This is a genomic window from Streptomyces sp. 378 (assembly GCF_030124145.1).
In the GTDB taxonomy this organism is placed as follows: Bacteria; Actinomycetota; Actinomycetes; order Streptomycetales; family Streptomycetaceae; genus Streptomyces.
This window is the reverse complement of the sequence record NZ_JASKMS010000012.1, coordinates 30583-51519: the sequence shown is the minus strand read 5'-3', so window position 1 is coordinate 51519 and position 20937 is coordinate 30583. Positions and strand designations below refer to the sequence as shown.

The following is a 20937-nucleotide window of genomic DNA, read 5'->3' as shown; positions in this document are numbered from 1 at the left end:
GCATCGACTGTGGCGTATTCGTACGAACTGCCCGGGGAGCTGTCCATGGGGGCCATTCCGACGCAACGGGAGACCGCTTCCCGTGCCTCAGAGGCGCCTGCACACGCTGCGGAGACGCCCGTGCCCGTCCAGGAGGGGCCCGTTTCCGAGGAGCCCGCACCGCCCGCGGAGGTGGTCACACCGCCCGCCGGGGCGCTCGCCTCCGATACGCGTGCGCCCGCCCATGCGACGCCCGGGTCCGCATCCGAGGCGCCCGCACCGGAGCACGCGCGGGCGCACGCGACCCTGCCCGGCAGCCCTCTCGCGCCGGGCGCCGCCCGCGCCCTGGTGCGCGCGGCGCTCGCCGAGTGGACCGGGCTCGGCCTGCCCGGCGCCGGGCACCTCCCCGACCGCCTCGCCGACGACGCCGCGCTCGTCGTCAGCGAACTCGTCACCAACGCCGTCGTGCACGCCGGCACCGCCGTCGAGATGGAGTGCCGGCTCGAAGGCGGCACCCCGGACACGGCCGCGCTCGTCATCGAGGTCTCCGACCACCACCCCTCCCGCGCCCCGCGCGGCAGCGAGCCGGAGACACCGCACGACACCCCCGAGTACGGGCGCGGCCTGCGGCTGGTCGGCGCGCTCTGCGAGGCGTGGGGGATCACGTACCGCACGGGGCGCAAGACCGTGTGGGCGCGGCTGCCCGCCGCGGGCTGCGCGGCGGGCGAGCAGATCGAGGCGTACGCCGGGGAGCAGGCGCTGGCGCGTGGCCTGCGGGTGGCGGAGATCCTGGCGCCGGAACCACGCCAGGGCGTCGAGGCGGGGGAGACCGTCCTGGCCTGGCGTGCCGGGGGAGAACTGTGGGACTCGCGCGGGGGAGGGGAGACCTGGGACTCGCGGGAGGGCGGGGAGGCACGCGACTGGCCCGCCCTGCGGGAGTCCCGTGACCTGCGTGACTGGAACGACTTACGGGACTGGCGGGACCGGCACGAGAACGGCCACGGACGCCACGGTCCCGACGGCGCCTGGCTCGGCCGCGGCGCCCTCTCCTTCCTCGCCGAGGCCTCCGACCTGCTCGCCGGGCAGCTCGACGAGGACCTGGTCGCGGCCCTCGCCGGGCAGCTGATCGTGCCCCGGCTGGCCGACTGGTGCGCGGTGTGGCTGGAGGACGAGGCCACCGGCGACGGCTGGAGGGGCGGAGCCGGCGCGGGCGGCCCGCGCCTGGCCCGGGTGTGGCACGGCAGTGAGAACCGCATCGAGGAGCTGCGTCGCGCCCTGGAGAAGGACCCGCCGCAACCGTTCGACCCGATGGGGGCGGGCCCCTTCGAGCGCGGTCGGGAGCAGGGCGGGTCCGGGCCCGTCGCCTACCCCTGGCCCGCCGAGGCGCTCGGTGACGACGCCGGTGAGCCCGGCGCGGCCCTCGCGTACCGGCTGGTCGCCGGGGGACGTCCGCTGGGCACCCTCGTCATCGGCCGGTCCGGGGCGGCCGGCTTCCCCGACGAGATCACCGGCCTCGTCGAGGACCTCAGCCGCCGGGTGGCCCTCGCCATCGGCGCCGCCCGCCAGTACGCCCGTCAGGCCACGATCAGCGCCGTACTCCAGCGCGGGCTGCTGCCGGGCGCCGTGGCCGAGATCCCCGGCATGCGCAGCGCCCTGGTCTACGAGCCGTGCGACAAGGGCGGGCCGAGCGGTGACTTCTACGACCTGTTCCCGGCCGGTGACGGCCGCTGGTGCTTCGCCGTCGGCGACGTCCAGGGCAAGGGGCCCGAGGCGGCCGTCGTGATCGGCCTGGCGCGGCCCTGGCTGCGGCTGCTGGCCCGCGAGGGCTACCGGGTCGCCGACGTCCTGGACCGGCTCAACCAGCTCCTGCTCGACGACGCCACGGAGGCCGCCGACGCGGCGGCCCGGGCGCTGGTCGCCGCGGGCGCGCGGCCGACCCCGCCCGGCGACGGTCCCCAGACGCGCTTCCTGTCCCTGCTGTACGGGGAACTCGTCCCCTTCGACGGCGGTGTCCGCTGCACCGTCGCCTCCGCCGGGCACCCGCTGCCCCTGCTGCTCGGGGCGGGCGGCGAGGTCCACACGGCGGCGACGCCGCAGACCCTCCTCGGCGTCGTCGAGGACGCCACCTACACCAGTGAGACCTTCGAACTGCGGTCCGGCGACACGCTGCTGTGCGTCACCGACGGCGTGACCGAGCGCCGCTCGGGCTCCCGCCAGTTCGACGACGGGGACGGTCTCGCGGCGGCGCTGGCCGGGTGCGCCGGGCTGGACGCGGAGCTGATAGCCGAGCGGATCAAGCGGCTGGTGCACGACTTCGGGGCGCGGCCCCCGGCGGACGATCTCGCGCTGCTGGTGCTCCAGGCGGACTGACCGCCCGGGTGCTGGACAATGGAGGGCATGCCTTCCGCACTCCCCGACGGCGAGCCCGTCCCCGACGACGGCGCGCTGCCCGCTTCCGCCCTCGCCGGGGCCGCCGATCGTCCGCTCGGGTTCTACCTGCACGTCCCGTACTGCGCGACCCGCTGCGGCTACTGCGACTTCAACACGTACACCGCGACCGAGCTGCGCGGCACCGGCGGCGTGCTGGCCTCCCGCGACAACTACGCCGAGACGCTGGCCGACGAGATCCGGCTGGCGCGCAAGGTGCTGGGCGACGATCCGCGGCCGGTGCGGACGGTGTTCGTGGGCGGGGGGACGCCCACGCTGCTGGACGCCGGTGACCTGGTCCGGATGCTGAAGGCCGTCCGGGACGAGTTCGGGCTGGCGGAGGACGCCGAGATCACGACCGAGGCGAACCCGGAGTCGGTGGATCCCGCGTATCTGGCCGCCCTGCGCGAGGGGGGCTTCAACCGGATCTCCTTCGGGATGCAGAGCGCGCGGCAGCACGTGCTGAAGGTGCTGGACCGCACGCACACGCCGGGGCGGCCCGAGGCGTGTGTGGCGGAAGCCCGGGCGGCCGGGTTCGAGCACGTCAACCTCGACCTGATCTACGGCACCCCAGGCGAGTCCGACGACGACTGGCGGGCCTCGCTGGACGCGGTGCTGGGCGCCGGACCGGACCATGTCAGCGCGTACGCCCTGATCGTCGAGGAGGGCACGCAGCTGGCCCGCCGGATCCGCCGGGGCGAGGTGCCGATGACCGACGACGACGTCCACGCCGACCGGTATCTGATCGCGGACGAGGTCCTCTCCGGCGCCGGCTTCGCGTGGTACGAGGTGTCGAACTGGGCGACCTCCGAGGCCGGGCGCTGCCTGCACAACGAGCTGTACTGGCGCGGGGCCGACTGGTGGGGTGCCGGGCCCGGTGCGCACAGTCATGTGGGCGGGGTGCGGTGGTGGAACGTGAAGCATCCGGGGGCGTACGCGGCCGCGCTGGCGTCGGGGAGGTCGCCGGGGGCGGGGCGTGAGGTGCTCTCGCAGGAGGACCGGCGGGTCGAGCGGATTCTGCTGGAGCTCCGGCTGCGGGACGGGGTGCCGTTGTCGCTGCTGCGGGAGGAGGGGCTCGCGGCGTCTCGGCGGGCCCTGTCCGAAGGGCTGCTTCAGGAGGGGCTGTATGCGCAGGGCCGTGCTGTGCTGACCTTGCGCGGGCGGTTGCTGGCGGACGGGGTGGTGCGCGATCTCGTGGACTGAGGTGCTCGGGACCGGTGCTGCGGCCGGGCGGGTGCGCGGCCCGGCGTAGCGGGGTGCCTCCCCGAGCTCCCCGAGCGCTCCGGGCAGGGTCGCCCCCAGCGCCCACCTGGGCCGCCGCAGCGCCACGATGGCCCGCAGTCGAGTGCGGCTACGGGGCCGTGACGAAGTCGATCAGTTCCTCGACCCTGCCCAGCAGCTCCGGCTCCAGGTCCTTGTACGAGTGCACCCCCGACAGGATCCGCTGCCAGGCCGCCCCCGTGTTCTCCGGCCAGCCCAGGGCCCTGCACACCCCCGTCTTCCAGTCCTGACCGCGGGGGACGCGGGGCCAGGCGCCGATGCCCAGGGACGACGGCTTCACCGCCTCCCAGACGTCGATGTACGGGTGGCCCACGACCAGCGCGTGGTCACTGGTGACGGACCGGGCGATGCGCCACTCCTTCGAGCCCGGGACCAGGTGGTCGACCAGGACGCCGAGGCGGGCGTCCGGCCCGGGGGCGAACTCGGAGACGATCGAGGGGAGGTCGTCGACGCCCTCCAGGTACTCCACGACCACGCCCTCGATGCGCAGGTCGTCGCCCCACACCTTCTCGACCAGCTCGGCGTCGTGGCGGCCCTCGACGTAGATGCGGCCGGCGCGGGCCACGCGGGCGCGCGCGCCGGGGACGGCGACCGACCCGGAGGCCGTGCGGGCGGGACGCGCGGGGCCGCCCGGGGCCGGGCGGACGAGGGTCACCACCCTGCCCTCCAGCAGGAAGCCGCGCGGCTCCAGGGGAAACACCCGGTGCTTGCCGAAGCGGTCCTCCAGCGTCACCGTGCCCGCCTCGCAGCGGATCACCGCACCGCAGAAGCCGGTCCCCGGCTCCTCCACGACCAGACCCGGCTCCGCCGCGACCTCGGGCACCGGCTTGGGCTTCTTCCACGGTGGAGTCAGATCGGCGGAGTACTGGCGCATTCGCATGACGATAGGAGAAGGCGAACGGCGATCACCGCGACACGCCGAAACGCGCCGCCAGCGCGTCGCGTTGCGCCCGCACGAACGCCGCGTCCACCACCGCTCCGTGACCGGGTACGTACAGCGCGTCCTCGCCGCCCAGGCCGAGCAGCCGGTCCAGGGCGGCCGGCCAGTGCGACGGCACCGCGTCCGGGCCCGCCTGCGGCTCATCCGACTCCTCGACCAGGTCGCCGCAGAACACCACCTCCGGATCTCCCGGCACCAGCACCGCCAGGTCGTGCGCGGTGTGCCCGGGGCCGACGTTCGCCAGCAGCACCTGCCGGCCGCCGCCCAGATCGAGGGTCCACTCGCCGGAGACCAGATGGCCGGGCGGGGCCAGCCGCTCCGCCGCCTCCCCGGCCGTGTCCGCCGCCAGACCGTTGCGCACGGCGTCCGCGCGCAGGTCCTCCCGGTCCCGCACCCGCGTCAGCACCGCGTCCACGCCCACCGCGCCGAACACCTCGGTGTCCGTGAAGGCCGCCGCGCCGAAGACATGGTCGAAGTGGGGATGGGTCAGCGCGAGATGCGTCACACGGTGACCCGCGGCCGCCCGCGCCTGTGCCCGCACCTTCGCGCCCTCGGCGAGGCTCGATCCCGCGTCGATCACGAGGGCGGCGCCGTCGCCGACCACCAGCCCCGCCGTGCAGTCCCACACCGGCAGCCGGCACCGCCCCACCCCGGCGGCCACGCGCTCCCACCCGAGGTCTTCCCAAGTCACCGTCATACGGCGACGCTAGCGGTGCGCCCCGCCCGGGGCGCGGCGCCGCACGACCAGCCTTGCCGGGGGTGTACCCCACCGCCGTACACTGGGCCGGGGAATGCTGGCACTCGCACGCGCAGAGTGCCAGGCCGGACCGGCAGGGCAGCAGACGGAGACATCTGGAGGTGTGCGCGATGCTCAGTGAACGCAGGCTTCAGGTGCTGCGCGCCATCGTCCAGGACTACGTCGGCACCGAGGAGCCGGTGGGGTCCAAGGCCCTCACCGAGCGGCACAGCCTCGGCGTCTCCCCGGCCACCGTCCGCAACGACATGGCGGCCCTGGAGGACGAGGGGTACATCGCCCAGCCGCACACCAGCGCCGGGCGCATCCCCACCGACAAGGGCTACCGGCTGTTCGTCGACAAGCTCGCCGGCGTCAAGCCGATGACCGCGCCCGAGCGGCGCGCGATCCAGAACTTCCTCGAGGGCGCCGTCGACCTCGACGACGTCGTGGCGCGCACGGTACGGCTGCTCGCGCAGCTCACGCGCCAGGTCGCCGTGGTGCAGTACCCGTCGCTGACCCGCTCGACCGTGCGGCACGTGGAGTTGCTCTCCCTGGCACCCGCGCGGGTGATGCTCGTGCTGATCACGGACACCGGGCGGGTCGAGCAGCGGGTGGTCGACTGCCCGGCGCCCTTCGGCGAGGCCTCGCTCGCGGATCTGCGCGCGCGCCTCAACAGCCGGGTGGCGAACCGCCGTTTCGCGGATGTGCCCAGTCTGGTGGAGGATCTCCCGGAGGCTTTCGAGCACGAGGACCGGGGTACGGTCTCCACGGTGCTCTCCACACTCCTGGAGACGCTCGTCGAGGAGAACGAGGAGCGGCTGATGATCGGCGGCACCGCCAATCTGACCCGCTTCGGTCATGACTTCCCCCTCACGATCCGGCCGGTGCTGGAGGCGCTGGAGGAGCAGGTCGTGCTCCTCAAGCTGCTCGGCGAGGCGCAGGATCCGGGCGTGACCGTACGGATCGGTCACGAGAACGCCCACGAAGGACTCAACTCCACGTCCGTCGTGTCGGTCGGCTACGGTTCGGGCGGCGAGGCAGTCGCCAAGCTCGGCGTGGTCGGACCGACCCGCATGGACTACCCGGGAACGATGGGAGCGGTACGCGCAGTGGCACGGTACGTCGGACAGATCCTGGCGGAGTCGTAGTGGCCACGGACTACTACGCCGTACTCGGCGTGCGCCGCGACGCGTCGCAGGAAGAGATCAAGAAGGCCTTCCGGCGGCTCGCCCGCGAGCTGCACCCGGACGTCAACCCCGATCCGAAGACCCAGGAGCGGTTCAAGGAGATCAACGCCGCTTACGAGGTGCTGTCGGACCCGCAGAAGAAGCAGGTCTACGACCTCGGCGGCGACCCGCTCTCGCAGGCCGGCGGCGGCGCGGGCGGCTTCGGAGCCGGCGGCTTCGGGAACTTCTCGGACATCATGGACGCGTTCTTCGGCACGGCGTCGCAGCGCGGACCGCGCTCGCGCACCCGCCGCGGCCAGGACGCCATGATCCGTATCGAGGTCGAGCTCGACGAGGCCGCCTTCGGCACGACGAAGGACATCCAGGTCGACACGGCCGTCGTCTGCAACACCTGCAGCGGTGAGGGCGCGGCCCCGGGCACCTCCGCCCAGACGTGTGACATGTGCCGCGGCCGAGGTGAGGTCTCGCAGGTCACCCGTTCGTTCCTGGGCCAGGTCATGACCTCGCGCCCCTGCCCGCAGTGCCAGGGCTTCGGCACGGTCGTCCCGACGCCGTGCCCCGAGTGCGCGGGCGACGGCCGCGTCCGGTCCCGCCGCACGCTCACGGTCAAGATCCCGGCCGGTGTCGACAACGGCACGCGCATCCAGCTCGCCGGCGAGGGCGAGGTCGGCCCCGGCGGTGGTCCGGCCGGTGACCTCTACGTGGAGATCCACGAACTGCCCCACGCGCAGTTCCAGCGCCGCGGTGACGACCTGCACTGCACGGTGACGCTCCCGATGACGGCGGCGGCCCTCGGCACGAAGGTGCCGCTGGAGACGCTCGACGGCCTCGAAGAGGTCGACATCCGCCCGGGCACCCAGTCCGGCCAGTCGATCCCGCTGCACGGCCGGGGCATCACCCACCTGCGCGGCGGCGGACGCGGCGACCTCATCGTCCACGTCGAGGTCACCACCCCGACCAAGCTCGACCCCGAGCAGGAACGCCTGCTGCGCGAGCTCTCCAAGCTCCGCGGCGAGGAGCGCCCCACGGGCCAGTTCCAGCCGGGTCAGCAGGGGTTGTTCTCGCGGTTGAAGGACGCCTTCAACGGGCGCTGACGCGGTGCTGCCGGGGGTCCGGGGGTTGTCCCCCGGGTGGCATGGTCAGCCGGGTCAGCAGGGGTTGTTCTCGCGGTTGAAGGACGCCTTCAACGGGCGCTGACGCGGGTGCTCGGGGTCCGGGGGCGTCCCCCGGGTGGGCCTGGTCAGCAGGGTCGGCAAGGGCTGTTCTCGCGGTCGAAGGACGCCCGCAGCGGGCGCTGGAACGGGTCGTGCTTCTGGTCTATGCCAGTCGGCAGGCCGGTTTCGGGGTTGTTCGGAGGACGTGACAACATGCGGTCATGTCCTCCGCACTGACCGATCTCTTCCCCCTCCCGATCGTGCAGGCCCCCATGGCGGGCGGCGTCTCCGTGCCGCAGCTCGCCGCCGCCGTGTGCGAAGCGGGAGGGCTCGGTTTCCTCGCCGCCGGGTACAAGACCGCCGACGGGATGTACCAGGAGATCAAGCAGCTCCGGAGCCTCACCGGCAGGCCCTTCGGCGTCAACGTGTTCATGCCGCAGCCGGAGTACGCCGACCCCGGCGCCCTCGACGTCTACGCCCACCAGCTGGCCGGCGAGGCCACCTGGTACGAGACCGAGCTCGGCGATCCGGACAGCGGACGCGACGACGGCTTCGAGGCCAAGCTCGTGGTGCTGCGCGACAACCCCGTGCCGGTGGTGTCGTTCCACTTCGGTGTCCCCGGCCGTGAGGTCGTCGACACCCTGCACCGGGTCGGGACCTTCGTCCTGGCCGCCGCGACCACTCCCGACGAGGCCCGGGCGGTGGAGCGGGCGGGCGCGGACGCGGTCATCGCCCAGGGCGTCGAGGCGGGCGGCCACCAGGGCACCCACCGGGACATCCCCGAGACGGACGGGTCCGGCATCGGGCTGCTGTCGCTGATCGCCCAGGTCCGCGAGGCCGTGAGCATCCCGGTCGTCGCCGCGGGCGGCATCATGCGCGGCGGCCAGATCGCCGGGGTCCTCGCGGCGGGCGCGAGCGCGGCCCAGCTGGGCACCGCCTTCCTCGCCACGCACGAGTCGGGCGCGAACGCCCTGCACAAGCAGGCGCTGACCAACCCCCTGTTCGTACGTACGGAGTTGACCCGGGCGTTCTCGGGGCGTCCGGCACGCGGCCTGGTCAACCGGTTCCTGCGTGAGCACGGCCCGTACGCGCCCGCCGCCTACCCCGAGATCCACCACCTCACCTCGCCGCTGCGCAAGGCCGCCGCCAAGGCCGGCGACGCGCAGGGCATGGCGCTGTGGGCCGGGCAGGGGCACAAGATGGCCCGTGAGCTGCCCGCCGGGCAGCTGGTCGAGGTGCTGGCCGGTGAACTGGCCGCCGCCCGGGCCTCGTCGACGGGCGGTGGCGTGCTGTGACCGCGCCGGTGTTCGTCGTCGAGCACTTCGACGCGGGCGGCGGCGGCCGGTACGTCCTCGACGGGCCGGAGGGGCGGCACGCCGTCTCCGTGAAGCGGCTGCGGGCCGGTGAGGACATCGTGCTCACGGACGGGGCCGGCCGCTGGGCGGACTGTGTCGTGCTCGACACGGAAGGCAAGGACCGGCTGATCGTCCAGCTGGACTCGGTGTCCGAGGAGCCCGAGGAGCAGCCTCGGGTCACCGTCGTCCAGGCGCTGCCCAAGGGCGACCGGGGCGAGCTCGCCGTCGAGACGATGACCGAGACCGGCGTCGACGCGATCGTGCCCTGGGCGGCGGCTCGCTGCATCACGCAGTGGAAGGGCGAGCGCGGGGTCAAGGCGCTGGGCAAGTGGCGGGCGACGGCCCGGGAGGCCGGCAAGCAGTCCCGCCGGGTGCGCTTCCCCGAGGTCGCGGAGGCGGCCACGACCAAGCAGGTCGCCGCCCTGCTCGCCGGGGCGGACTTCGCCGCCGTGCTGCACGAGAGCGGGGACGCGCCGCTGGCCACGGCCGCACTGCCGGCCACCGGCGAGATCGTCCTGGTCGTGGGGCCCGAGGGGGGCGTGGCGCCGGAGGAACTGGCGCTGTTCGAGGAGGCGGGGGCGCAGGCGTACCGCCTCGGACGCAGTGTGCTGCGCACATCGACTGCCGGGACGGCCGCCGCGGCCGTACTCCTGGCACGCACCGGACGCTGGTCCTGACCGCTTGGAGGCACCGTGGAACTCGCCCAGGTTCGTCTGCTCGTGACCGACTTCTCCGCTTGTTACCGCTTCTACGGCGAGGTCCTCGGCCTCAAACCGCAGTCGGGCGCGGCGGACGGTCCGTACGAGAAGTTCAGCCCCGCCGTGGGCTCCGCGGGAATCGCGTTGCAGGACCGGTCGGTGATGGCCGAGGTGCTCGACGAACTGGGCGACACGGCGGCCGGTCACCGCTCCCTGGTCGTGCTGCGGGTGGACGGGCTGGACGCGTACTGCGAGGAGATCACGATGCGCGGCGCCACGGTGCTGCACGGCCCGGTGCTCATGACGGACCGCATGCGGGTGGCGCATCTCAAGGACCCCGAGGGCAACTTGGTGGAGCTCCAGGAGTGGCTGCTGCTGCGCGGCTGACGCCTTTGCGCCCTACCGCGCGGCCCCCGTCGGTGGCAGGCTCCCCTTCATGGGGGCTTCGAGGAGGAATCGGCTGGGGCCGCGCGGTCGGCGAGTGGCGGTCGCGGCGACGTTCGCCGCGATGGCGGTGGGCGGCGCTGTGGCCTGCGAGCCGGGCAGCATCAGCTCGGCGTCCGTCGCGTACACCACCGACGAGACGGTGACCAAGGAACTCAACCGGCAGAAGGCGGGCGTGCGTTGGCTCACCTGCACCGCCTCCTACGGGGAGAGCGGCGGGAAGTCGTCACCCTCGGCGCGTGAGCGGACCGTCGCGACCGTCGACTGCGAGGGCGAGACGAACGACGGCAAGGAGATCACCGTCGACGGCAAGGTCACCCACGCCGTGAACGGGGCCTGCGTGCGCGGAGACATCACCGCCAAGGTGGACGGCAAGGTGTGGTTCGAGGTCGACGGGCTCGGCGACTGCGACTCCACCAGCCCGTCGCCCGTCGGCGGGCCCGCGAACGGCGGACCCGGGCCGACCGTCACCGTGACCGTCACCCAGACCATCTGGTGCGAGCGGTACCCGGACTGCCGCCCCGTCGAGGGCAAGTGATCCGAACCCTGTCCGCGCGGCGGTGTCCCTGCATAGGGTGATCGGGTGACATCGCCTGCTTACCTCCGGTTCCCCCATGTGCACGGTGACCTGGTCGCCTTCACCGCCGAGGACGACGTGTGGCTCGCTCCGCTCGACGGCGGCCGGGCCTGGCGGGTCAGCGCCGACAACATGCCGGTGACCCAGCCCCGCATCTCGCCCGACGGCACCACGGTCGCCTGGACCTCCACGAGAGACGGCGCCCCGGAGGTGCTCGTCGCCCCGGTCGACGGCGGTCCCGCCCGGCGGCTGACGTACTGGGGGAGTGCGAAGACGCAGGTGCGCGGCTGGACCCCGGACGGTGAGGTCCTGGCCATCAGCACCCAGGGCCAGGCGAGTCTGCGCCGCACCTGGGCCCGTGCCGTCCCGCTGGACGGCGGCCCGGCCGCCGTCCTGCCGTACGGGCCCGTGGGCGATGTCGCCCACGGGCCGCACACGGTCCTGCTGTCCGCGCCGATGGGCCGTGAGGCCGCCTGGTGGAAGCGGTACCGGGGCGGTACCGCGGGCAAGTTGTGGATCGACCGGCAGGACGACGGGGAGTTCGTGCGCCTGCACGAGGACCTCGACGGCAACATCGAGTACCCGCTGTGGGTCGGGGACCGCATCGCCTTCCTCTCCGACCACGAGGGCACCGGCGCGCTCTACTCCTCCCTCGCCGACGGATCCGACCTGCGCCGGCACACGGCTCTCGACGGCTTCTACGCCCGGCACGCCGCGAGCGACGGCACCCGTGTCGTCTACTCCAGCGCCGGTGAACTGTGGGTGCTGGACGACCTGGAGGGGGCCGAGCCGCGGCGGCTGGAGGTGCGGCTGGGCGGACAGCGCGCCGATCTGCAGCCGTTCCCGGTGAACGCCTCCCGCTGGTTCGGGTCGGCCTGCCCGGACCACACCGCGCGCGGCAGCGCGGTCGCCGTACGCGGCTGCGTGCACTGGGTCACCCACCGCTCCGGCCCGGCCCGCGCCCTGGCCGCGACGCCCGGCGTGCGGGCCCGGCTGCCGCGGACGTTCCGCGCGGACGGCGAGGAGTGGGTGGTGTGGGTGACGGACGCCGAGGGCGACGACGCCCTGGAGTTCGCGCCCGCCACCGGACTCGCCCCCGGGGCGACACCCCGCCGGATCGCCGCCGGGCAGCTCGGCCGGGTCCTGGACCTCGCCATGGCGCCCGACGGCAGCCGGGCCGCGGTCGCCTGCCACGACGGCCGCCTGTTGCTCGTGGAGCGGGAGACGGGCGAGGTGCGCGAGGTGGACCGCAGCGAGGACGGTGACGTGTCGGGGCCCGTCTTCTCGCCCGACTCGTCCTGGCTGGCCTGGTCCCACCCCGGCCCGCGGCCCCTGAGCCAGCTGAAGCTCGCCAACACCACCGACCTGTCGGTCACCGAGGCCACCCCGCTGCGCTTCCAGGACTACGCGCCGGCGTTCACGATGGACGGCAAGCACCTCGCGTTCCTGTCGACCCGTTCCTTCGACCCGGTGTACGACGAGCACGTCTTCGACCTGGCCTTCGTGGAGGGCGCCCGGCCGCATCTGATCACCCTCGCGGCCACCACTCCGTCCCCCTTCGGGCCGCAGCGGCACGGCCGGTCCTTCGAGACGCCCGACCGGGAGGAGACACCCGACAGCGAGGGGACCCCCACCACCCGCATCGACCTCGAAGGCCTCGCCGACCGCATCGTGCCCTTCCCGGTGGAGGCCGCCCGCTACACCAACCTGCGCGCCGCCAAGGACGGTGTCCTGTGGCTGCGCCACCCGGTCTCCGGTGTCCTCGGCGCGTCCCGGGCCACCCCGGACGGCCCCGACCCCAAGTCGGAACTGGAGCGTTACGACCTCGCCCAGCAGCGCGTCGAGCATCTCGCCGTCGACGCCGACCACTTCACGGTGAGCGGCGACGGCAAGCGGGTGCTGCTGTGGACCGACGGACGGCTCAAGGTCGTTCCCAGTGACCGGCGCGCCTCCAACGACGACGACAGCGACACGAACATCACCGTCGACCTGAGCCGGGTACGCCAGATCGTCGACCCGGCGGCCGAGTGGCGCCAGATGTTCGACGAGAACGGCCGCATCATGCGGGACCACTTCTGGCGGCCCGACATGAGCGGCGTCGACTGGGACGGCGTCCTCGACCGCTACCGCCCGGTGGTGGAGCGGCTCGCCACCCACGACGACCTGGTCGACCTGCTGTGGGAGGTCCAGGGCGAACTGGGCACCTCGCACGCCTACGTCATCCCGCGCGGGGGACGCGGCGGCGGCCCCCGCCAGGGTCTGCTCGGCGCCGACCTCTCCCGTCACGAGGACGGCAGCTGGCGCGTCGACCGCATCCTGCCCTCCGAGACCTCCGATCCGGACGCCCGCAGCCCGCTGGCCGCGCCGGGCGTCGCGGTACGCCCTGGGGACGCGATCGTCGCCGTCGCGGGACAGCCGGTCGACCCGGTGGCCGGCCCCGGCCCGCTGCTGATCGGCACGGCCGACAAGCCGGTGGAGCTGACCATCTCCCCGTCCGGCGGCGGCGATCCCCGGCACGCCGTCGTCGTCCCGGTCGCCGACGAGGAGCCCCTGCGCTACCACGCCTGGGTCGCCGACCGGCGCGCCTACGTCCACGAGAAGTCCGGCGGCCGCCTCGGCTATCTCCACGTCCCGGACATGCAGGCCCCCGGCTGGGCCCAGATCCACCGCGACCTGCGGGTCGAGGTCGCCCGCGAGGGCCTGGTCGTCGACGTCCGCGAGAACCGCGGCGGCCACACCTCCCAGCTGGTCGTGGAGAAGCTCGCCCGCCGCATCGTCGGCTGGGCCGTCCCGCGCGGCATGCGCGCCTACAGCTATCCGGAGGACGCCCCGCGCGGCCCCGTCGTGGCCGTCGCCAACGAGTTCTCCGGCTCCGACGGCGACATCGTCAACGCGGCCGTCAAGGCCCTCGGTCTCGGTCCGGTCGTCGGCACCCGCACCTGGGGCGGCGTCATCGGCATCGACAGCCGCTACCGCCTGGTCGACGGCACCCTCGTGACCCAGCCCAAGTACGCCTTCTGGCTGCAGGGCTACGAGTGGGGCGTGGAGAACCACGGCGTGGATCCGGACGTGGAGATCGTCCAACGCCCCCAGGACCACGCGGCAGGCAGGGACACCCAACTGGACGAAGCAATCCGGCTGGCACTGGAGGCACTGGAGTCCAGTCCGGCGAAAACGCCCCCGGCCGTGCCGACCCTTTAAGGGGCGCGGGGCTGTGTCGATGTGCGGCTCCGCCGCGTGGGCGCGACAGGCCACAAACGGCCCGCACCCGACGACGATACGATGCCCGGCAAGACCGAGTTCGGCCGACCCCCGGAGGGAAAATGGCAGGGGAGCCCCAGGAAGACTGCCTGTTCTGCAAGATCGTCGCAGGCACCATCCCGGCGACGATCGTCCGCCAGACGGACACCACCGTCGCGTTCCGCGACATCAACCCCCAGGCCCCCACGCACGTCCTGATCATCCCCAAGGCGCACTACGAGAACGCCGCCGCCCTCGCCGCCGCCGATCCGGCCCTCACCGCGGACGTGCTCCGCGAGGCCCAGGCCGTCGCGGAGGAGGAGAAGCTCGACAGTCACCGTCTGGTCTTCAACACGGGCAGCGGCGCCGGCCAGACGGTCTGGCACGTGCACGGCCACGTGCTCGGCGGCCGCGGCCTCGACTGGCCCCCGGGGTAATCCGCCTTGTCCGTACGTGAACTCGTGGTCCTCGGCACCGCCAGCCAGGTCCCGACCCGGCACCGCAACCACAACGGCTACCTGCTGCGCTGGGACGGCGAGGGCATCCTGTTCGACCCGGGCGAGGGCACGCAGCGCCAGATGCTGCGCGCCGGGGCCGCCGCCCACGACCTGAACCGGATCTGCGTCACGCACTTCCACGGCGACCACTGCCTCGGCCTCGCCGGTGTGATCCAGCGCATCAACCTCGACCGGGTCCCGCACGCGATCACCGCCCACTACCCCCGCTCCGGGCAGCGCTTCTTCGACCGGCTCCGCTACGCCACGGCCTACCGCGAGACCGTCGGCATCACCGAGGCCCCGGTCGACGCCGACGGACCCCTCGCCCGCACCGACGGCTACACCCTGGAAGCCCGGAAGCTGTCGCATCCGGTGGAGTCGTACGGCTACCGGCTCGTCGAGCCCGACGGTCGCCGCATGCTGCCCGAGCGGCTCGCCGCGCACGGCATCGCGGGCCCGGACGTCGGTCGCATCCAGCGCGAGGGCTCCCTCGGCGCGGTCGGCCTCGACGCCGTCAGCGAGGTGCGGCGCGGGCAGCGGTTCGCGTTCGTCATGGACACCCGGCTGTGCGACGGCGTGTACGCGCTCGCCGAGGACTGCGACATGCTCGTCATCGAGTCGACCTTCCTCGACGAGGACGAGGAACTCGCCGTCGAGCACGGGCACCTGACCGCCGGTCAGGCCGCGCGGGTGGCCCGGGAGGGCGGTGTGCGCCACCTCGTGCTGACCCACTTCAGCCAGCGGTACACCGGTTCCGACGAGTTCGAGCGGCAGGCGCGGGCCGCCGGGTACGACGGCGAGCTGACCGTGGCCCACGATCTCCTGCGGGTACCGGTTCCGAAGCGTCGGTGAAACGGCCGTACGATGAATTGATGTCCCTCCCCAAAGCCGAACTGCACCTTCACATCGAAGGCACCCTGGAACCGGAACTCGCCTTCGAGCTCGCCACCCGAAACGGCCTCACGCTGCCGTACGCCGACACGGACGAGCTGCGCGAGGCCTACCGGTTCGACGACCTCCAGTCCTTCCTGAACCTGTACTACGAGCTCATGGCCGTCCTGCGCACCGAGCGGGACTTCGAGGACCTGGCGAACGAGTACCTCGCCCGGGCGGCGGCGCAGGGCGTGCGGCACGCGGAGATCTTCTTCGATCCGCAGGCCCACACCAGCCGCGGCCTGGAGCTCGGCACGGTCGTCGAGGGACTGTGGCGGGCGCTGGGGAGCAGCGAGGCGAACCACGGCGTCTCCACCCGGCTGATCCTGTGCTTCCTGCGCGACGAGTCCGCCGAGTCGGCCCTGGCCACGCTGGACGCCGCCAAGCCCTACCTGGACCGGATCACCGGGGTCGGTCTCGACTCGGCCGAGGTCGGGCACCCGCCGGTGAAGTTCCGCGAGGTCTACGAGAGGGCCGCCGCGCTCGGCCTGCGCCGGGTCGCCCACGCCGGTGAGGAGGGCCCGCCCGAGTACATCATCGAGGCGCTGGACGTCCTCGGGGTGGAGCGGGTCGACCACGGGCTGCGCTGCGTGGAGGACCCGGCGCTGGTGGAGCGGCTGGTGCGCGACCGGGTGCCGCTGACGCTGTGCCCGCTGTCCAACGTGCGACTGCGCACCGTCGACACCCTCGCCGACCACCCCCTGCCCGCCATGCTGGACGCCGGCCTGATGTGCACGGTCAACTCCGACGACCCGGCCTACTTCGGCGGCTACGCCGGCGACAACTTCGAGGCCGTGCGCGCCACCCTCGGCCTCACCGGGGAACGGCTGCGGGAACTCGCCCGCAACTCCTTCCTCGCCTCCTTCCTGGAGGACGACGAGGAGCTGCGGGCGCGGTATCTGGCCGAGGTGGAGGCCTACACCTTCGGCTAGACCCCTTCTGATGGATCTCAGTGGGAGAAGGAGCGGCGTTCGGTGCGGCGAGAGTGCGTGCCGGGCGTCGCGACGCCGCGGAGATCCATCAGAAGGGGCCTCGCTCCGGGCCGGACTCAGAGGGCCTCCGAACCCGCCTTGTCGTAGGCGCGCCGGGCGGGGACGGCGGCGGCCTCCACCGGGATCTCCACCACGGGCTGCTCCGGGGCGCCGATCTCGGGGACCGCGCCGGTGGGCGTGCCGGTGGCGGCGGCGAGCAGGGCGGCCGGGTGGCCGCCGCGGCGGCGGATCGCGCCGGGCAGCAGCGGACGTCCGCCGGTGTGCAGGGCGACCGCGGTCATCGGCACGGCGATCACCAGCAGCCCCCCGCCGAGCACCGCGCCCATGGCCGGGAACCCGGCCTGCGCCGCCAGCACGCTGCCGGTCAGCGGCCCGGCGGCGGTGCCCAGCGAGGACGCCGAGCCGACCAGCACCGCCCAGCGGCCGCGCGGGTCGAGCGAGGCGGCGAGCCCGATGAGGTACGACAGCACCACCGGGTAGAGCGTGTTCCAGGCGATCTCGCCGGCCGCGAAGCTCCCGAAGCCGGTCGCGGAGGCGCTGAGGACGATGCAGCCCGCGATGAGGACCGTGCCCAGGCCGATCGGCACCGCGCGTCCGAGGCGTGCCCCGAGGGCACCGGCCGCCAGGACACCGGCGAGCCCGGCGCCGAGCGCCACCGCGAAGACGGCGCCCACGGCGGCCTCGCCCAGGTGCGCCTGCTCAAGACCTATCCGGCCGCTCACACCCCACAGGGAGTTCTGGGCGAGCGACCAGCACACCATGGCGGCGGCCAGCACCAGCCCCGAACGGGCGTGCGGCAGCCGGGCCTTGGGGTGCCGGGTGGGCGCCGGGGGCGTCCCGACGGGGAGGCGGCCGGTCAACGGCCACACGACCAGGGCCGTGAGGGCGAGCGCGGCCAGGGGCAGACCGTGCCCGGGGCCGAGGTGCGGCACCGTCAGATACACCGCGCCCGCGAGGCCGGAGACGCTCAACAGACCGGCGGTGGAGGCTCGGTGCGGATCCCCCAGGCCCGCGATGAGGGTGGCGGCGACGGTGGTGGCCGTGCCCGAGCCGAAGCCGCCGACGACGGCGCCCACGACGACGGCGGGAATCGAGGTGGCCAGGGCGGCGCCGCCGTAGCCGAGGAGGGCCAGGGCGAGGCCGAGGCGGGCGAGTGTGCGGGCTCCGACCCGCTCGACCCGGGAGGCCAGGACGAATCCGGCGGCGGCCGAACTCAGCAGCAGGGCACTGCCGACGGCGCCGGCCTGCGTGGCGGAGAGCGGAAGTCCCGAGTCGAGCCGGCCGACGGTGGTCGGCAGCAGATACGGGGCGAGGTACCCGGCCGCGAAAAGGGCGACGAGGGGCCAGGGCGTGGTGCGAGGGGCGAACACGGGCGTTCCCAGGGCATGCGAAAGGAGCGGCAGAAAGGGGGAGGGGGCGACGACCGTCGACGGACAGGAACGCGCGGGCAATTTGTATCAAGCAAGTAGTCGGGCGCGTGAGCCGGGAGGGTGTGATGTGGAGCACGTTGCGTTTGGGGCGATGAAGCCCGGGTAAACGGAGCCCTTTCGCCTTGTTCGTCGAGGTGCGGGGAGCCGGTGACGGCGGTGCGGACCCAGCCGCGCGACGACCCCGGTGTCCGACATGCGCCGATGGTGATCGGGGGCGCCGGGGGCGGTTGACGTTCTCATACCCAACCGTCATTCTCATACATGGATGAGATCCCTCGAGATCGCCGACGCCTTCTTCACCGCCCCGCGCGACGGCGACTCACGGCATCGCCGACAAGCTGCCGCGCGACTTCCATGTGCCGTCCGCCGAACCGCGCGACCGCGTCCCCGGGTAGCTCACCGCCCCCTCGCCCGCCGACCGGGCGGCCCTCACCGCCGGACTCGACCTCGTGGGAGACACCCCCGTGAACCTCGCCATCACCGACGTGCGGCTCACCTCGATCCTGGTCGCGGACCCGCCGCTGCTGAACACCCAGGGCGTGCACCAGCCGTACACACCCCGGCTGATCGTCGAGGTCGTCACCGCCGACGGCGTCACCGGCGTGGGGGAGACCTACGGTGACGCCAAGTACCTGGACCTGGCCCGGTCCTTCGCCGAGCGGCTGAAAGGGCGCCAGGTCAGCGACCTGAACGGCCTGTTCACCGTCGCGGACCGGGTCGCGGTGGACGCCTCGCGCGTGCAGAACGCCGTCGACGTCGGCGGGCTGCGCGGCGTCCAGACCGCCGAGAAGCTGCGGCTGTCCGTCGTCTCCGGCTTCGAGGTCGCCTGCCTGGACGCCCTCGGCAAAGCGCTGGGACTGCCCGTGCACACGCTGCTCGGCGGCAAGGTGCGCGACGCCGTCGAGTACAGCGCCTACCTGTTCTACAAGTGGGCCCACCACCCCGAGGGCGTGCCCGCCGAGAAGGACGACTGGGGCGCCGCCGTCGACCCGGCCGGAGTGGTGGAACAGGCCCGCCGCTTCAAGGAGCGCCACGGCTTCACCTCCTTCAAGCTCAAAGGCGGCGTCTTCCCGCCGGCCGAGGAGATCGCCGCCGTACGCGCGCTCGCCGAGGCCTTCCCGGGGCACCCGCTGCGGCTCGACCCGAACGGCGCCTGGTCCGTCGAGACGTCCGTGCGGGTGGCCCGCGAGCTCGGGGACGTCCTGGAGTACCTGGAGGACCCGGCGCTCGGCACACCCGCCATGGCCGAGGTCGCCGAACGCACCGGGGTGCCGCTCGCCACCAACATGTGCGTGACGACCTTCGCCGAGATCGAGGAGGCGTTCACCCGCGGCGCGGTCCAGGTCGTGCTCTCCGACCACCACTACTGGGGCGGACTGCGCAACACCCAGCAGCTCGCCGCCGTCTGCCGCACCTTCGGCGTCGGCGTGTCGATGCACTCCAACACCCACCTCGGCATCTCCCTCGCCGCGATGACCCATGTGGCGGCCACCGTCCCGGACCTCCACCACGCCTGCGACTCCCACTACCCCTGGCAGTCGGAGGACGTCCTCACCGAGCGGCTCGCCTTCGAGGACGGCAGGATCACCGTGTCCGACGCCCCCGGCCTCGGCGTGGAACTCGACCGCGAGCGGCTGGCCGCACTGCACCGGCGGTGGCTGGACGACGACGGTGCCCTGCGGGACCGCGACGACGCGGCGGCGATGCGGGTCGCCGACCCGCAGTGGGTGACGCCCGCCGTGCCCCGCTGGTGACCCCGGCTCATGCCGGTGCGGGGGCGCGCGAGGGTCCTGCGCGAGCTGACGGGTCGGGTGGGTCCGGCGTGATCGGCGTCACGTCGTCGGTGAAGTGGTGCAGACTGGCCTGACCCGCACCACGTCAGGGAGCGCATCGTGACCGCGTCCACCGCCCCGGCCGGAAAGGGCCCGGGAAAGGGATCGCACCGCCAGAGCCAGGCCGATCCCCTCGCCCCGCTGCGCAGGCCGGACGACCCGCCCTGGGACGTCTATCTCACCGGCACCGTCTTCCTGGACATCATCTTCACCGGCCTCGACTCCGCCCCGGTGCGGGGCACGGAGTCCTGGGCGCGCGGAATGGGGTCGAGCCCCGGCGGCGTCGCCAACATGGCGACCGCCCTGGCCCGCCTCGGCCTGCGGACGTCCCTCGCGGCGGCCTTCGGCGACGACCACTACGGCGACTACTGCTGGGACGCCCTGGAGCACGGCGAGGGCATCGACCTCTCCCCGTCGCGCACGGTGCCCGGCTGGCACTCCCCGGTGACCGTCTCCATGGCCTACGAGGGGGAGCGCACCATGGTCTCGCACGGCCACGAGCCACCCCCCGAGGAACCCGCCCCCGCGTGCCCGCCCCGCGCCCGTGCCGCCGTCGCCTCCCTCGCCCCCGGCGTCAGCGCGCCCTGGATCGCCCAGGCCGCGAGCACCGGCACCCGCGTGTTCGGCGACGTCGGCTGGGACGACACCGGCGCGTGGGATCTGGCGGGCCTGCCCGACCTGCCGCACTGCGAGGCGTTCCTGCCGAACGCGGAGGAGGCCATGCGGTACACCGGCGCGGACTGCCCCCGGGCCGCCGCGCACGCCCTGACCGAGTACGTGCCGCTCGCGGTGGTCACCCTCGGCGCGGACGGTGCGTACGCCGTGGACCGGCGGACGGGGGAGACGGCGGAGGTACCGGCGATCGAGGTCGAGGCGCTCGACCCGACGGGAGCCGGCGACGTGTTCGTCGCCGGGTTCGTGGCCGGGACCCTGGCGGACTGGCCGCTGGCGGACCGGCTGGCCTTCGCCGGACTGACGGCGGCGCTGTCGGTGCAGGAGTTCGGGGGGTCGCTGTCGGCGCCGGGGTGGTCGGAGATCGCGGCGTGGTGGCGCAAGGTGCAGTCGGTCGCGGAGCAGTCGGCGGCGGCCCTGGAGAGGTACGGGTTCCTGGCGGGGCTCGTGTCGGAGGAACGGGTGCGGCCCTGGCCGCTGCGGCGCGCCGTGCCCACGATCGGCTTCCGCCGCTCCGCCTGACCCCCGGCCCTTCGGGCAGCTCCGCCCGGACCCCGGCCCGC

Annotated in this window: 17 protein-coding genes; 14 read left to right on the top strand and 3 right to left on the bottom strand. The window is 73.7% G+C overall.

The window, feature by feature from the left end:
- The first annotated feature begins 45 nt into the window (after positions 1-45).
- Positions 46-2349, top strand: a complete 2304-nt coding sequence (locus QNO09_RS18200) for a SpoIIE family protein phosphatase (protein ID WP_502962312.1) — start codon at positions 46-48, stop codon at positions 2347-2349.
- Positions 2350-2376: 27 nt separating this feature from the next.
- A complete protein-coding gene (gene hemW / locus QNO09_RS18195) occupies positions 2377-3609 on the top strand; it encodes a radical SAM family heme chaperone HemW (protein ID WP_283971255.1) in 1233 nt (410 codons plus the stop codon).
- A 148-nt stretch (positions 3610-3757) separates the two neighbouring features.
- Here the strand turns inward: hemW and QNO09_RS18190 are convergent, their stop codons facing one another.
- Together QNO09_RS18190 and QNO09_RS18185 are read right to left on the bottom strand one after the other, a co-directional pair.
- Complete coding sequence (locus QNO09_RS18190; protein WP_283971254.1) at positions 3758-4561, bottom strand: DUF3097 domain-containing protein; 804 nt, start codon at positions 4559-4561, stop codon at positions 3758-3760.
- Between the two features lie 31 nt (positions 4562-4592).
- Positions 4593-5324, bottom strand: a complete 732-nt coding sequence (locus tag QNO09_RS18185; protein WP_283971253.1) for an MBL fold metallo-hydrolase — start codon at positions 5322-5324, stop codon at positions 4593-4595.
- A gap of 170 nt (positions 5325-5494) precedes the next feature.
- On the opposite strand from QNO09_RS18185, the gene hrcA reads away from it, so the two are divergent.
- The 10 genes from hrcA (at position 5495) to QNO09_RS18135 (ending at position 16380) form a co-directional block, all read left to right on the top strand.
- Positions 5495-6511 carry a heat-inducible transcriptional repressor HrcA gene (gene hrcA / locus QNO09_RS18180; RefSeq protein ID WP_030836395.1) on the top strand — a complete coding sequence of 339 codons (1017 nt, stop codon included), beginning with the start codon at positions 5495-5497 and terminating at the stop codon, positions 6509-6511.
- Entirely contained in the window at positions 6511-7644 is a 1134-nt protein-coding gene (dnaJ, locus tag QNO09_RS18175; RefSeq protein WP_283971252.1) for a molecular chaperone DnaJ, read from the top strand. The genes hrcA and dnaJ overlap by 1 nt, the downstream gene beginning before the upstream one ends.
- A gap of 281 nt (positions 7645-7925) precedes the next feature.
- The gene (locus tag QNO09_RS18170) at positions 7926-8999 is read left to right on the top strand and encodes a nitronate monooxygenase (RefSeq protein WP_283971251.1); all 1074 of its coding nucleotides are present in this window, start codon (positions 7926-7928) and stop codon (positions 8997-8999) included.
- A complete protein-coding gene (locus QNO09_RS18165) occupies positions 8996-9736 on the top strand; it encodes a 16S rRNA (uracil(1498)-N(3))-methyltransferase (protein WP_283971250.1) in 741 nt (246 codons plus the stop codon). The genes QNO09_RS18170 and QNO09_RS18165 overlap by 4 nt, the downstream gene beginning before the upstream one ends.
- Positions 9737-9751: 15 nt before the next feature.
- Positions 9752-10144, top strand: a complete 393-nt coding sequence (locus QNO09_RS18160) for a VOC family protein (RefSeq protein ID WP_283971249.1) — start codon at positions 9752-9754, stop codon at positions 10142-10144.
- Between the two features lie 49 nt (positions 10145-10193).
- Positions 10194-10739 carry a hypothetical protein gene (locus tag QNO09_RS18155; protein ID WP_283971248.1) on the top strand — a complete coding sequence of 182 codons (546 nt, stop codon included), beginning with the start codon at positions 10194-10196 and terminating at the stop codon, positions 10737-10739.
- Positions 10740-10784: 45 nt separating this feature from the next.
- The gene (locus QNO09_RS18150; RefSeq protein ID WP_283971247.1) at positions 10785-13979 is read left to right on the top strand and encodes a S41 family peptidase; all 3195 of its coding nucleotides are present in this window, start codon (positions 10785-10787) and stop codon (positions 13977-13979) included.
- Positions 13980-14101: 122 nt separating this feature from the next.
- Positions 14102-14455, top strand: coding sequence for a histidine triad nucleotide-binding protein (locus QNO09_RS18145; protein ID WP_283971246.1), 354 nt, complete (start codon positions 14102-14104; stop codon positions 14453-14455).
- A 6-nt stretch (positions 14456-14461) separates the two neighbouring features.
- A complete protein-coding gene (locus tag QNO09_RS18140; protein ID WP_283971245.1) occupies positions 14462-15367 on the top strand; it encodes a ribonuclease Z in 906 nt (301 codons plus the stop codon).
- A gap of 20 nt (positions 15368-15387) precedes the next feature.
- The gene (locus tag QNO09_RS18135; RefSeq protein WP_283971244.1) at positions 15388-16380 is read left to right on the top strand and encodes an adenosine deaminase; all 993 of its coding nucleotides are present in this window, start codon (positions 15388-15390) and stop codon (positions 16378-16380) included.
- A 116-nt stretch (positions 16381-16496) separates the two neighbouring features.
- Here QNO09_RS18135 and QNO09_RS18130 read toward each other — a convergent pair whose 3' ends face one another.
- Positions 16497-17810, bottom strand: coding sequence for an MFS transporter (locus QNO09_RS18130; protein ID WP_283971243.1), 1314 nt, complete (start codon positions 17808-17810; stop codon positions 16497-16499).
- Positions 17811-18334: 524 nt separating this feature from the next.
- Here QNO09_RS18130 and QNO09_RS18125 point away from each other — a divergent pair.
- Together QNO09_RS18125 and QNO09_RS18120 are read left to right on the top strand one after the other, a co-directional pair.
- Complete coding sequence (locus tag QNO09_RS18125; protein ID WP_283971372.1) at positions 18335-19624, top strand: glucarate dehydratase family protein; 1290 nt, start codon at positions 18335-18337, stop codon at positions 19622-19624.
- Positions 19625-19762: 138 nt separating this feature from the next.
- Positions 19763-20896, top strand: coding sequence for a carbohydrate kinase family protein (locus QNO09_RS18120; RefSeq protein ID WP_283971242.1), 1134 nt, complete (start codon positions 19763-19765; stop codon positions 20894-20896).
- Positions 20897-20937 lie beyond the last annotated feature (41 nt).